The sequence below is a fragment of the Enterobacter sp. LM3 genome, from assembly GCF_046622475.1.
In the GTDB taxonomy this organism is placed as follows: Bacteria; Pseudomonadota; Gammaproteobacteria; order Enterobacterales; family Enterobacteriaceae; genus Enterobacter; species Enterobacter cloacae_P.
In genome coordinates, this window is record NZ_JBJURN010000006.1 from 226,621 (window position 1) to 239,814 (window position 13,194).

General features: G+C 52.8%; 14 protein-coding genes. 6 read left to right on the forward strand and 8 right to left on the reverse strand.

From position 1 onward, the window contains the following. Complete coding sequence (locus tag ACJ9N4_RS09985) at nucleotides 1-1,266, forward strand: Y-family DNA polymerase (protein ID WP_182918483.1); 1,266 nt, start codon at nucleotides 1-3, stop codon at nucleotides 1,264-1,266. A gap of 130 nt (nucleotides 1,267-1,396) precedes the next feature. Here ACJ9N4_RS09985 and ACJ9N4_RS09990 read toward each other — a convergent pair whose 3' ends face one another. From ACJ9N4_RS09990 to ACJ9N4_RS10015, 6 genes are all read right to left on the reverse strand, one after another. Next, on the reverse strand, nucleotides 1,397-1,651 hold the full coding sequence (locus ACJ9N4_RS09990; protein ID WP_230857859.1) for a DUF2569 family protein: 255 nt from the start codon (nucleotides 1,649-1,651) through the stop codon (nucleotides 1,397-1,399). Nucleotide 1,652: 1 nt separating this feature from the next. Further along, nucleotides 1,653-2,243 carry a hypothetical protein gene (locus tag ACJ9N4_RS09995; protein ID WP_196391247.1) on the reverse strand — a complete coding sequence of 197 codons (591 nt, stop codon included), beginning with the start codon at nucleotides 2,241-2,243 and terminating at the stop codon, nucleotides 1,653-1,655. A gap of 197 nt (nucleotides 2,244-2,440) precedes the next feature. Continuing rightward, nucleotides 2,441-2,755 (reverse strand): Imm63 family immunity protein, encoded by a 315-nt coding sequence (locus ACJ9N4_RS10000; RefSeq protein WP_411500436.1) that lies wholly within the window; start codon nucleotides 2,753-2,755, stop codon nucleotides 2,441-2,443. A gap of 69 nt (nucleotides 2,756-2,824) precedes the next feature. After that, nucleotides 2,825-3,244 carry a type II toxin-antitoxin system HigA family antitoxin gene (locus ACJ9N4_RS10005; protein ID WP_182918482.1) on the reverse strand — a complete coding sequence of 140 codons (420 nt, stop codon included), beginning with the start codon at nucleotides 3,242-3,244 and terminating at the stop codon, nucleotides 2,825-2,827. Next, nucleotides 3,241-3,552, reverse strand: coding sequence for a type II toxin-antitoxin system HigB family toxin (locus ACJ9N4_RS10010; protein WP_182271320.1), 312 nt, complete (start codon nucleotides 3,550-3,552; stop codon nucleotides 3,241-3,243). Before ACJ9N4_RS10010 ends, ACJ9N4_RS10005 begins: the two co-directional genes overlap by 4 nt. Nucleotides 3,553-3,927: 375 nt before the next feature. Beyond that, on the reverse strand, nucleotides 3,928-4,818 hold the full coding sequence (locus ACJ9N4_RS10015; protein WP_182271321.1) for a LysR family transcriptional regulator: 891 nt from the start codon (nucleotides 4,816-4,818) through the stop codon (nucleotides 3,928-3,930). A 129-nt stretch (nucleotides 4,819-4,947) separates the two neighbouring features. Between ACJ9N4_RS10015 and gstA the strand changes: the two genes are divergently transcribed. The 4 genes from gstA (at nucleotide 4,948) to ACJ9N4_RS10035 (ending at nucleotide 9,017) form a co-directional block, all read left to right on the forward strand. Next, nucleotides 4,948-5,553 (forward strand): glutathione transferase GstA, encoded by a 606-nt coding sequence (gene gstA, locus ACJ9N4_RS10020; RefSeq protein WP_411500437.1) that lies wholly within the window; start codon nucleotides 4,948-4,950, stop codon nucleotides 5,551-5,553. 308 nt (nucleotides 5,554-5,861) lie between these two features. Then, nucleotides 5,862-8,501: a YdbH family protein gene (locus ACJ9N4_RS10025; RefSeq protein ID WP_196391251.1), complete on the forward strand. Its 2,640-nt coding sequence runs from the start codon at nucleotides 5,862-5,864 to the stop codon at nucleotides 8,499-8,501. After that, nucleotides 8,498-8,689, forward strand: coding sequence for a YnbE family lipoprotein (locus tag ACJ9N4_RS10030; protein WP_182271324.1), 192 nt, complete (start codon nucleotides 8,498-8,500; stop codon nucleotides 8,687-8,689). The genes ACJ9N4_RS10025 and ACJ9N4_RS10030 overlap by 4 nt, the downstream gene beginning before the upstream one ends. Nucleotides 8,690-8,696: 7 nt before the next feature. Beyond that, the gene (locus ACJ9N4_RS10035) at nucleotides 8,697-9,017 is read left to right on the forward strand and encodes a YdbL family protein (RefSeq protein WP_182271325.1); all 321 of its coding nucleotides are present in this window, start codon (nucleotides 8,697-8,699) and stop codon (nucleotides 9,015-9,017) included. Here the strand turns inward: ACJ9N4_RS10035 and feaR are convergent, their stop codons facing one another. Beyond that, nucleotides 9,018-9,926 (reverse strand): transcriptional regulator FeaR, encoded by a 909-nt coding sequence (feaR, locus tag ACJ9N4_RS10040; RefSeq protein ID WP_182918479.1) that lies wholly within the window; start codon nucleotides 9,924-9,926, stop codon nucleotides 9,018-9,020. 241 nt (nucleotides 9,927-10,167) lie between these two features. On the opposite strand from feaR, the gene ACJ9N4_RS10045 reads away from it, so the two are divergent. Then, on the forward strand, nucleotides 10,168-11,667 hold the full coding sequence (locus tag ACJ9N4_RS10045; RefSeq protein ID WP_182918478.1) for an aldehyde dehydrogenase family protein: 1,500 nt from the start codon (nucleotides 10,168-10,170) through the stop codon (nucleotides 11,665-11,667). 39 nt (nucleotides 11,668-11,706) lie between these two features. Here the strand turns inward: ACJ9N4_RS10045 and ACJ9N4_RS10050 are convergent, their stop codons facing one another. Continuing rightward, nucleotides 11,707-12,813: a GGDEF domain-containing protein gene (locus ACJ9N4_RS10050; RefSeq protein WP_182271328.1), complete on the reverse strand. Its 1,107-nt coding sequence runs from the start codon at nucleotides 12,811-12,813 to the stop codon at nucleotides 11,707-11,709. Nucleotides 12,814-13,194: the final 381 nt, after the last annotated feature.

Sequence of the window (13,194 nt, forward strand, 5' to 3'; positions counted from 1 at the left end):
ATGTTTGCACTGTGTGATGTGAACTCTTTCTACGCCTCATGTGAAACTGTTTTTCGCCCGGATCTGAAGGGTCGTCCAGTCGTCGTTTTGTCAAACAACGATGGTTGCGTCATCTCTCGCTCAGCTGAAGCAAAACCCTTCGTGAAAATGGGTGAGCCGTTCTTTAAACAGAAAGATCTCTTCAGGCAGCATGGGGTGGTGTGCTTCAGTAGCAACTATGAACTCTACGCGGATATGTCCAACCGGGTGATGACGACGCTTGAGGAAATGAGCCCGCAGGTGGAAATCTACAGCATTGATGAGGCCTTCAGTGACCTGACCGGAGTGCGCAATTGCCGGGATCTGACGGAGTTTGGCAAAGAGATCCGCGCGACGGTTTTGAAGCGTACGCATCTTACTGTCGGTGTCGGGATAGCACAGACAAAGACGCTGGCTAAACTGGCCAACCAGGCAGCAAAGAAGTGGCAGCGACAGACTGGTGGAGTCGTGGACCTTTCGAGCATCGACCGTCAGCGTCGGCTACTGGCTTTAATCCCGGTAGAAGATGTTTGGGGCGTCGGGAGGCGTATCAGCAAGAAGCTCAACGCGATGGGTATTAAAACCGCTCTCGATCTCTCAGAACAGAGTACGTGGATTATCCGGAAACACTTCAATGTGGTGCTTGAGCGTACCGTACGGGAACTGCGAGGCGAGCCATGTCTCAATCTGGAAGAGTTTGCACCTGCGAAGCAGGAGATAGTCTGTTCACGTTCTTTCGGTAGCCGTATCACCGACTATGAAGAAATGCGGCAGGCCATCTGCAGCTACGCTGCGCGGGCGGCATGGAAACTGCGTGGTGAGCATCAATATTGCCGTTTCATCTCGGCGTTTGTTAAAACGTCGCCGTTTGCATTGAATGAACCGTACTATGGCAACAGTTCATCGGTAAAATTACTCACCCCAACGCAAGATAGTCGCGACATCATCAATGCAGCCACAAAATGCCTGGACGCTATCTGGAAGGAGGGTCACCGGTACCAGAAAGCCGGTGTCATGCTGGGTGACTTCTTCAGCCAGGGTGTGGCTCAGCTTAACCTCTTCGATGAGAATGCCCCGCGCGCGGGAAGTGACAAATTAATGGAGGTACTGGATCATCTTAATTCTAAGGATGGGCGAAGTATCCTGTACTTTGCCGGGCAGGGCATACAGCAACAATGGCAGATGAAGCGTGAAATGCTCTCACCGCGTTACACCACAAGATACTCTGATCTTCTTAGTGTGCGATGAGTGTTATAGGGGGGGCTGTTCAGTGCCAAAAGCGGACGGTGATACCGTCCGCTCGGTTTTGATGACAGGAGGTGGATCAATAGAACTCTGACTGTTCAATCATCAAAATGGTGAAGCCACTCGTACTTTTTTATCGAATAAACGTTCTTTTTACACGAACTGATGTAATGAAATAGGGAATCCAAATTAAAGCCGTTATCACATTTCTAAAAACAGGCACAAGTTCATTATATCTAATCTCAGTGCCAGGAATTAACATGTAAAGCATGTAGATATTTAATGACATCGTCGTTACGACTGATATCAAAAATAAAATATAAAGCTTTGGTAGCGACTTTTTCTTTCTTATGAAAAATGAAAGAACTGTGACTGTAAACTTTTGCATTTCACCCCAGTCCTTCAATATTCGCCCTAACCGCTTTCAGAGTCCTTTTGCGGATCCAGCCGCTACCCGCCCGTATTATCAGCCAGTAAGCTGACATTTTTAGCTGAGTGCGTCTGTCCGGACAGTAGATGAATGTTTCCGTAGAGAGTTCATGCTTGCCAGACGCCACCTCCGTTACCTTGTAGCGCAGCAACAGTTTCGCACTGCCCGGCGCGGCTGGGGTCTGAAAAGCGCTGGCATCCGGAACGTTTTCCAGACCAAAATCGGTACGCCAGAATTGCCCTCTTAAGCCATAGCAGAGCTCAGATACAGAGTTTTTCAGAAGGGTAAAACTGTGCAAGCCAAAGTTGCCGTTCGAGCCAGGGTGCTGATTGCGTAGTAATTTTTGCGGTAATTGACGCAAAGACATTAACCGCCGAATCACGGCATCTTGCCGGACGTCAAAGTTTGCAATCAACGGCAGAATATTTTCAGGGTAGGTAGTGTGAATGACCGTTAGGTGTTTTTCATGAAACTGGAACTGGGGGAGAAAAGCGGGAACATCCTGCCACTGAGCAAGCGCTTTGCGGGTAACGAATCCAGGGTTCAGCATCTCTCTTCCTTGTCATCCCTTACGTCCAGCCAGAATAACAGATGGTGTATCGCAGGCAATTACCAGGAAAAGATAGGGGAAGAGGGCAGTAAATGTAACTAGCCGGTTGGGTTAACGACGTTCGCTTCTTTGCGAATGGAGAAGCTCAGTGATTTCTTTGCGCTTTCTTGTTGCCCATTCAGGCTTGATAGAAAGCATTAAACTATATTGCCTTCTAAAATAAACCTCTCTAAATTCTCGTTCAGATGAATGGTTTGCCGCATAAGCCCCGCTACGGGTCTATCCACAAACCAATAAAGAATTTCATCGTCACTGAGCGTTACTTTTCGCTGTATCTCAAGGCCTCTTTCACCGACGATAAAATGATATTCTTTTCCATGAATTTCAAGATAGGGAGTTGCAACCCCATCAGGTTGGTCAGGGATAAAGAAGTAATGATTTGGCCTTGTGCCTCCCCCTAATTTCTCACCTATTTTTAGAAGCTCATTTCGTAGTTCTTCAATCGTTTTCATAAGCATCTCTTACTTCTTGTATGTAAACGACTCATTATCGCGGATTGGGTGCACAGAGCCTGCTATCGATCAATTCCCCACAAACGCACTCACCGGCACGCCAAAACGCTTCGCCAGTGCACGCATATGATCCAGCGTTAGCGTACGCTGTCCGTTAAGGATCCGGCTCACCAGAGACTTTTTACCAATCTCTGTCTCGAAGTCGCTCTGAGTGAGTTGGTACTGGTCCATCAGCGTTCGCAATAACGCAACGCCTGACGGAATGCTGGCAACACGCGCGTTAAAATCTGCAAACTCCGGGGACTCGTTTTCGTATTGATCGATTTTGGCGGTGAGCATCTCCACCAGCGGGCTATCGGGTTCGTGTTCGACCAGATACTCCACCAGCGCTAGCGCATCCTCATAATCTTGTCGCGACGGGCTTGAGCCCAGGAAAGGGAGCGCGTTGGTCAGATCGTTTGCCGCTTTGATGACTGCTGCATAATTCATTCTTTCGTTCTCCGGTAGAGGTCCGTGAGCTTGTCATACTCTGCGTGGGTGCTGATGTGTTTGATGAAAATCTTTCCTCTCTCAAAATCAGTAAAAAACATCACTCTTAAATGCCCGCCACCCACATCAATGACCCACCATTTTTCCCTGTATTTCATCCTGTCCAGGCTGGGGAATCGCTTTCTCATATCGTCCGGTGACGGGTAGTGTTCCTTCTTTAGCACCCGGTAAAGATCGTGCAGGGCGAGTGCTTGATTAGGAAATTGTCTGGTGGCCGCGTCGAAAGGCGCTCTTGAGACTACGTGCATCCATGCCCCTTATTTCCAGGATGGAAACATTATAGATGGTGAGTGGTGAGTTGACAATGTGGAAACTGCAATGGGCTGCAGTTTCCATATGCTCGTGATTACGGCGCTTATGTATTGAGTACGAACACTTTAAGAGGTGATGATGGCAGATAAAAGTGGATGGCATGGCTTGGTTTTGGGTATTTCTTTGATTTGCGCAGCGTATTCAGGAATTGTGGGGGGAGAAGAAGTGCTGTGGGTGATAGTTTTGTTTACAGCAGTATATGGAAGTGTGTTGCATTCATCGGTTGAACTCACAGCTCAAAGCAGACCTTGCTGTTTTCATGCAAGCCCGCTCCGTACCAAAAACGTACACTTAACAAGGTGATCAAACGATCACCGTGAAGTCGTAGACTCCCGTTTGCCCAGCCCTTTGAGCAGCATCTGGGTCGTCGCAGAAGCGTTTCCGGATGGCGAACAAACCAGTCCAAATTCACGATGCAGGGAAGGGGTCAGTGGTACCACACACAGGCCGTGTAATTCCTCCGGTAGGGCTGATTCTGGTACAAGTGCGACGCCCATACCTTCACCTACCAACATGCAGGCGCTGACCCAATCGCGAACTTTCACGCGCACGTCAGTGAGCTGCAAGCCCGCATTTTCCATCAGGCTGCGTCCATTCACTAAACACCCCCCGGTGGCAAGGATAAAGGGCTGATCTGCCAGTTGTTCTAACGTTATGCCATATGCCCTGGCATGACCTGCCAGCAGATGACGGGCGGGCATTACCGCTACCCAGGCATCCTTGCCTAAAACAACATCTGCACGCCCGGGGGCGGGGTTCATGACAACCCCGAGTTCAACTGTGTCTGCTGCAAGCCACTCCTCGACTTCCTCGTCTGTACCTTCGAGGAGCACTACCTCAATACCGGGATGCAGGCGCTTAAAGTCCCGCAATAACCTGGGCAAAAACGTGGACGTCACGGAGGGAAAACTGGCCAGGCGAATGCGCCCGTTGTTTAACTCCCGGCTCTCATCTGCCAGCAAACGGATCGCATTCAGCGTCAATACCATGCTCCTTGCATGTTCGACAACCTGCACACCCAGGGCGGTGACGCCGATATATCGCCGCTCACGTGTGAAAACAGGAAACCCAAGTGACGCCTCTAGCTGAGCGATAGCCTGGCTGGCACCAGACTGCGTCATGCCAATTTCCTCAGCGGCGCGCGAGATATTGTGGGCATCGGCCACTGCGACCAATAAGCGCCAGTGCAAAAGATTCATCATGAGTATCAGTAGTTCAGCTAATAGTGAGTTTATGAACAATTAATTTTACAGAAAGATTCATATTAAGCAGAGTGTTTTCAGGATCGGCTTAAACGTTGATTAAAACTTTTCCATTCAAAAGGAGACAAAATGAAACTCTATTACGCCCCGGATACCTGTTCGCTTTCACCACACATTGTGCTGCGTGAACTGGAGCTTGAGTTTGAACTGGTTAAAGTGAACAACCGTAGCAAGCTCACCGCTGATGGACGTGATTTCCTGACCATTAACCCTAAAGGTTATGTCGCTGCGCTTGAACTTGACGATGGAAAGATCCTCACTGAAGGACCTGCCATTGTGCAGTATCTCGCGGATCTTAAACCGGAAATCGGGCTGGCACCGCGAGCGGGCAGCTGGGAGCGGGTGCGTCTGCAGGAATGGCTTAACTTTATCACCAGTGAAATACACGCTGGCTCAGCGTTGTTATTCAATCCCTCACTGCCCGAAGACGTTAAGTCGATTTATCGAGAGAAGCTGTTCCGGCGGTTCAATTATCTTCAGGATCAGCTCAACGGTAAAACCTATCTGATGGGTTCAACGTTCAGTGTTGCTGATGTCTACCTTTTCACCGTACTTGGCTGGTGTAAATTCTTTTCCATCGACCTGAATTGCTGGCCCTTGCTGTCAGCATATATGGCAAGAATTAATACACGACCTGCTGTGCAGTCCGCATTACTGACTGAAGCGTCTGGCTAAGGTCAGTGGGGGATTGATAAGAAAACGCGACGCAAAAAAGCGCATTTTGGGGCGATAACCAGGAATCCTGGTGTATAAATTGGGGCTGATAATTTGCTACTATTCTGCGCGATTAGCCACTCGCGATGATTTTCAACGCATTGAATAATAAATAAATTATTGAGATAGCTAAAAATAAAAAATTCACCGCATAGTGTGAGAGCATCTATCCTTAAAACGGTCACTCACTTCAACTGAATGACTAAACATGCGACAATGATCGGCACTGTCGGCTTAATTATTTCGCTAAATCAGGATATTAACTGCCCATGAAGGGTAAATATAAAGCCGCAATCGCGCTTTTACTGCTGTTGATTTTGTTGCCGCTGACGCTGCTGATGACGCTCGCGCAGTGGGTACCGACGCTAGCCGGGATCTGGCTGCCTGTCGGGACACGTATCGCTTTTGAAAAAAGCCCCAGACTGACGCGTCACGCCATTACGATCCCCGATCTTCGCTATCTGGTTGAGGATTGCGAAATGGCTCGCGTAGAAAACGCGACGCTGTCACATCCCAGCCGCTGGAACATTGATATTGGTGCGCTTGAGCTTAATTCGGCGTGTCTCAGCAAGCTGCCTGCCACTGCGCCATCCACGGTGGCACCCAAAACGCTGGCGCAGTGGCAGGCTGTATTGCCGAATACCTGGCTCACCATTCACCGCCTGACGCTTTCCCCCTGGCAACAGTGGCAGGGAGAACTCCACGCATCGCTGACGCCAGCCATTCAGGAGCTCACCTATAAAGGTGAGCAGGTGAGCATCAAGGGAAAACTGCGTGGCCAGACGCTGACCATCAGCCAACTGGACGCTCTGTTGCCGGATTACCCGCAGCCTGTGAAACTGGTGGGTGAGTTTACGTTACCACTGGTTCCGGACGGCGTGCCGGTGAAAGGCCATGCGCTCGCCACCTTTAGCGTGCCACAGTTAACGTCTCTGGTTGATGCCGATCTGAACTGGGAAGAAAACCAGGGGCAGCTGGTGGTCATGGCGCGTGATAACCCCGATCCGCTGCTCGATCTGCCGTGGCAAATAACGGCGGAACAGCTGAACATCAGCGACGGACGCTGGAACTGGAACCTGTCAGGCATGCCGATGAGTGGGCGAATGGGTATGCGGATCGACAACTGGCAACAAGGGCTGGAGAAAGCCACAATTGCCGGACGCCTGAATGTGCTCACCCACGGCGATGCAGGGAAAGGGAACGCGGTACTGAATATTGGGCCGGGCAAGCTCAGTATGGAAAACAGTGACATGCCGCTCCATCTGAGCGGTGAAGCCAAACAAAACGATTTTGTCCTCTATGCCAAACTCCCGGCAAAACTGACCGGAAGCCTGAACGATCCGCAGCTCACTTTTGAACCCGGCGCACTGCTGCGTTCGCGTGGCCGCGTCATTAACTCCCTCAATATTGATGAAATCCGCTGGCCGCTGGCGGGCGTGAAGCTGGCGCAGAAAGGCGTGGATGGTCGCCTGCAGGCCATTTTGCGGGCGCATGAAAATGAAATGGGGGATTTTGAGCTTCATCTGGACGGCCAGGCCAACGATTTTTTACCGGACAGCGGTCTGTGGCAGTGGCGTTACTGGGGTAAAGGGAACTTCACGCCGATGAACGCGCGCTGGGATGTGGCTGGTAAAGGGGAATGGCGCGATAAGGTGATCGCGCTGACGGATCTGTCGACGGGGTTCGACAAACTTCAGTATGAAACAATGCTGGTCAGCAAACCGCGTCTGGTGCTGGATAAACCGATCCGCTGGCTACGCGATCCCGCGAAACCGGCATTCAGTGGCGCACTGTCGTTAAATGCCGGGCAAACCACGTTCTCAGGGGGGAGTGTGTTGCCAGCGTCGGTGCTGACCTTCAGCGTTGACGGTTCCGACCCGACGCTGTTCCAGTTCAAAGGCGACCTCCATGCCGATAAAATCGGCCCGGTTCAGATGAATGGTCGCTGGGATGGTGAACGTCTTCGCGGGCAAGCGTGGTGGCCGAAGCAGTCTCTCACCGTTTTCCAGTCGTTGATCCCACCGGACTGGAAAATGACGCTGCGTGAAGGTGAACTCTATGCGCAGGTCGCGTTTTCTGCGGCTGCCGATCAAGGTTTTGAGGCGGGCGGGCACGGGGTACTGAAATCCGGTAGCGCCTGGATGCCTGATAACCAAATCAACGGCGTCGACTTCGTTCTGCCGTTCCGGTTTAGCAAGGGCACCTGGTCGCTGGGAACGCGTGGCCCGGTTACGTTGCGCATTGGCGAAGTGGAAAACCTGGTGACCGCGCGGAATATCACGGCGGATCTCCAGGGGAACTATCCCTGGAGTGAGGAAAACCCGCTGTTGCTCACCAACGTGAAGGTTGAAGCGCTCGGCGGGAAAATCACCATGCAACAACTGAGAATGCCGCAGCACGATCCCGCACTTCTACGTGTTGACAATATCTCCTCCAGCGAACTGATTAGCGCCGTCAATCCGAAGCAGTTTGCCGTGTCAGGTCCGGTGAGCGGTGCGCTACCGTTCTGGCTGGAGAATGAAAAATGGATCATCAAAGATGGCTGGTTGACCAACCCGGGGCCAATGACGCTGCGTATTGATAAAGATACGGCTGATGCGATTGTGAACGATAATATGGTAGCGGGCGCGGCAATCAACTGGCTCCGCTATATGGAAATCTCACGTTCGTGGACGAGAATCAATTTAGATAATCTGGGCGAATTAACCATGCAGGCCACCATCAAGGGGACGAGCCGGGTAGAGGGTAAAAGCAGCTCCGTGAACCTGAACTACACCCATGACGAGAATGTCTTTACCCTCTGGCGCAGCTTGCGTTTTGGGGACAACCTGCAAACCTGGTTTGAGCAACACGCGGCAATACCCAGTACCCGCAGTTCGACTGGCAAGGAAAGTGAGGAACAACAATGAAAAAGATGGCTGGTGTGCTCACCGTTGCTGTGGTCGCGATGCTGACGGGCTGTACGCCGCGCATTGAAGTCGCAGCACCGAAGGAGCCGATTACCATCAACATGAACGTGAAAATCGAACATGAGATCCATATTAAGGTCGATAAAGACGTTGAAACCCTGTTGAAATCACGCAGCGATCTGTTCTGAGGACGCCATGAAACGCACACTAGCTCTCATTTTACTGGCACTGGGGATGAACGTGCAGGCCGCCACGCTGACGCTGAACGACGCGCGTGCGCAGGGGCGCGTTGGGGAGACGCTGAGCGGTTATATTGCCCCGATCGCGAAAGATGCAGAAACCCTGGCGCTGGTTAACCGCATCAACGCCGCGCGCACGGAAAACTATCAAAAGTTGGCCGACAGCAACAATTTACCGGTTGATGAAGTGGCAAAAATGGCAGGGCAAAAACTGGTGGAGCGCGCACAGCCGGGCGAATACGTGAAGGGTATTAACGGTAAGTGGCTGAAGAAGTAGTTAGCGGCAACGCTTACGGTACTCGCCGGGCGACACGCCAAAGCGCTGCTTAAACGCCGTTGAGAAATGGCTATGGTCGGCAAACCCCCAGCTGTAGCCAATTCCCGCCAGCTTCTCATCATCGCTGGCGGAGCGCAGCACCTGCGCGCAGAGGTCGAGACGGCGGTTTTTAATATACTGGGCGACCACCAGCCCCTTATCGGCAAACATACGGTACAGGCTGCGCACCGACATTCCGCTCTCTGTGGCAATCCATTCCGGGCGCAGGGCTTCAGACTGAATATGGTCGTCAATCAGTGACAGAACATTCTGGAACTGGCGCTCTTTACGTGGCTGCGTAGACTCACGCTGCTGAAAGGCCGGGCGTAACAGACACACCATCGCTTCCAGCGCCGCTTCACTTTCTATATCGCTCAGGTCGGCATTTCCCATACTCTCCTGCAACAAACGATGGCTTAGCTGTACGGTCGGCAGACTGCGCGACAGCGTGAGTGCGCAGCTGACTTCCTGAAAACGGCACTGTTGCTCAATAATCTGACGAGGAACAAGCAGCGAAATCTGGCGGGATTTTTCCTGCCAGTAGATGGAGCAGGGGCGCGAGGCGTCGAGGAGGGTAATGTCACCAGTGTTGAGAATGGCACGGCGGTCGTCCTGTTCAATCTCTGCGCTACCGTCGAGCTGAAACACCGTATAGAACCAGGCATCGTTGCCGTTTTTTATCTCCTGACGGGTACGAAACAGGTTTACGCTACCTGCGGTCACGGTGCTTAGCTTCAGGCTGCGGGCATAGCTGGTTTCCAGTTCACCAATGAATTGTCCCTCTAAAGGACGCGCGTCGAAATGCCCGCAAACCTGGTTAATTTGCGCCAGCCACTGCTGATACTTTTCCTGTTCGCTTGCACCCGCCATCGTTTATCTCGCCGCACCGTCAATGTGTTCGTATTGTTGCATTTGTGTTGCATTTTGTCAGAGCTATGAGGCTGACTATAGGAAAGAACACTCACCGGGAACAGCGTTATAAGCCGGAATTATCCCGAATTGCGGAGCTTGTCACAGGTGGCAAAGCGAATGTCACAGAGATAAAAGCAGGAATGCGAAAGCCCTCTTAGACTGCAGTAACACCCTGCGAATAATAACGAAGGAGTACCTTATGTCTGAATCACTGGTAGCCGTACTGCCTGGCGTGCAGCAGTTTCTGGACCGACATCATGGCCTGTGGATTGAAGGCCGTCAGACTGCATCCGACAGCGAAAAACGGTTGAACGTGTTCAACCCGGCCACGGGAGAGGTGATTGCGTCAACCGCAGATGCCAGCGTAGATGATGTTGACCGTGCCGTGATGTCCGGCTGGCGCGCGTTTGTTGGTCGCCGCTGGGCGGGGAAACTCCCGGCAGAACGCGAACGTATCTTGCTGCATTTTGCTGACCTGGTGGAGCAGCACAGCGAAGAGCTGGCGCAGCTGGAAACGCTGGAGCAGGGGAAATCGATTAACATTTCCCGAGCCTTTGAAGTGGGCTGCACCCTGAACTGGATGCGCTATACCGCCGGGCTGACCACCAAAATTGCCGGGAAGACTCTCGATCTCTCTATCCCGTTGCCGCAGGGGGCTCGTTACCAGGCGTGGACGCGCAAAGAGCCGGTGGGTGTCGTCGCCGGGATTGTGCCGTGGAACTTCCCGCTGATGATCGGCATGTGGAAAGTGATGCCTGCGCTGGCCGCTGGCTGTTCCATCGTGATCAAACCTTCGGAGACCACGCCGCTGACCATGCTGCGTGTGGCGGAACTGGCAAGCGAAGCGGGCATTCCTGACGGCGTGTTTAACGTGGTGACGGGGAGCGGTGCAGTGTGTGGTGCTGCGCTGACGTCGCATCCGCATATTGCGAAAGTGAGTTTTACCGGTTCAACGGCGACCGGTAAACAGATTGCGCGCACGGCGGCGGATACGCTGACGGGCGTTACCCTGGAGCTGGGCGGTAAAAACCCGGCCATTGTGCTCAAAGATGCCGACCCTGCGTGGGTAATTGAAGGGTTGATGACCGGCAGCTTCCTTAACCAGGGGCAGGTTTGTGCGGCCAGCTCCCGTATTTACATTGAAGCACCGCTGTTTGACACGCTGGTCGGCGGCTTTGAACAGGCGGTGAAATCCCTGAGCGTTGGCCCGGGTATGTCACCCCAGGCGTTTATTAATCCGCTGGTGTCGCGTGCGCACTGCGATAAAGTACAGACCTTCCTTGATGAAGCGAAGTCGCACAACGCGGAGCTTATCAGCGGCAACCGAGGCCCGGATGGCAAGGGGTATTACGTCTCCCCGACGCTGGTGGTAAACCCGGATGCCGCACTGAGGCTGACCCGTGAAGAAGTCTTTGGTCCGGTGGTGAACCTGGTGCGCGTGGCCGATGGTGAAGAAGCACTGGCGCTGGCAAATGACACTGAATACGGGCTGACGGCCAGCGTCTGGACGCAGAATATCAGCAAGGCGCTGGAATATACCGACAGGCTACAGGCGGGTACCGTGTGGGTGAACAGCCATACGCTGATCGACGCCAACCTGCCGTTTGGCGGCATGAAGCAGTCCGGCACCGGGCGCGACTTCGGCCCGGACTGGCTGGATGGATGGTGTGAAACCAAATCGGTTTGTGTGCGCTACTAAAAGCAAAGCCGGGTAAGACGTAGCCGTCACCCGGCATTTTTACAAAGACCAGCGATCCCGCCCGGCATTTTTAGCCTGATAAAGTGCAACATCGGCGCGGGCGATGATCTCGTGGGCGGTAAGTCCCGCCGTCATTCCCGTAATCCCCATGCTGGCGGTAACGTGGTCGCTGACCGTTGAGGCAACGTGTGGAATAGCCGCCATGCGCAGCCCCTCCTGAATACGTGCGGCAACCTGTTCCGCCATGCTCTCCTTGCAGTTGAAGAGGATCACCACAAACTCCTCACCGCCGTAGCGCGATACCACATCATTCGGTGTGCGCACCGTTTGCTTCAGCACGTCCGCAACACGCGCCAGGCATTCGTCTCCTGCCTGGTGGCCGTAAGTGTCGTTGTAGCGTTTGAAATCATCAATATCCAGCATAATCAATGAGAAGGGTTTACCCTGGTCAACCGCATTGTTCAGCACGTTTTCCATTGCCCGGCGGTTGGCGGTTTTGGTCAGCGGATCCTGGTGCGCCAGCGCATCCAGCCGAGAGATCAACAGCTGGTTCTGCTGATTACGCCGCCAGGCTTCATCAAACCAGCTCAGCAGGATAAAACGGCCACAGATGAGGATCAGGGTGAAGACTATCCAGATGGTGGCAAAGCGAATGTTGACCCCGTCATTTAGCATCCAACTGGCAACGGGTAGGGTGAGCCAGAGCGGTAACATGAAGGACAATAATCCTTCCGGGTAGAAATACAGCGCCGTCAGGCCTGCCAGTAGCAGGATGGCACACAGCGGCCAGACGTGGGGAAGTTGCCAGTCGGTGATAAACCAGTAACAGGTTATCGACCAGATTGCACTACAGACGAACAGAACAACGCTGATACCGGCAATGCGCTGCCAGGCCATGATGATTAAGGCGGCTGACAGCATAATGATGCCGAACATTGATGCATCGACAATTCGCGTCAGGTGGAGCGGGATCGGGTAAAGCGTATCGCTGTCCTGAAACAGGACGTTGCGTAGCAGGATCATGAGCGCAAAGCTCACGTTGACAAACGCCAGCCACGGCAGGTTCATTGCCAGTCCGTGAAGTACCATTGCCTGACGCGTCGGCCATGTTGCACGTTCGGGTGGCGAATTTTTTCGTTTTTCCATTGGCGTTGTTTTCCCGTCCAAGGGAGAGATGGGGTAAGCGATGTATCAGTAACTATAATCAGGCTCGATGATTCCTCAAATTTACGGGGAAAAAAACGGGCATCGCGCCTAATGCTTGTCAGTTAAGCATGGTGGATAATTCCGTTCACCTTAATATCCGCAGAAAATAATACGCTCACAACCTGTGAACGGGATAAGGGGGCCACCGCGGCCCCCTTATCAATCCCCGCGGCCCCGCGGAGAAATCGGTGCTTCGCACTGCGCTCACCTCCCGACCCGCTGCCTGCGGTCGGCTCGACTCAAGTGAAGTGGTCTACTTAATTTGGACACGACCTGAGGTTCTTTGTCTTTCCATCTCGGCAGGTGTTAACCCTCCGTTGT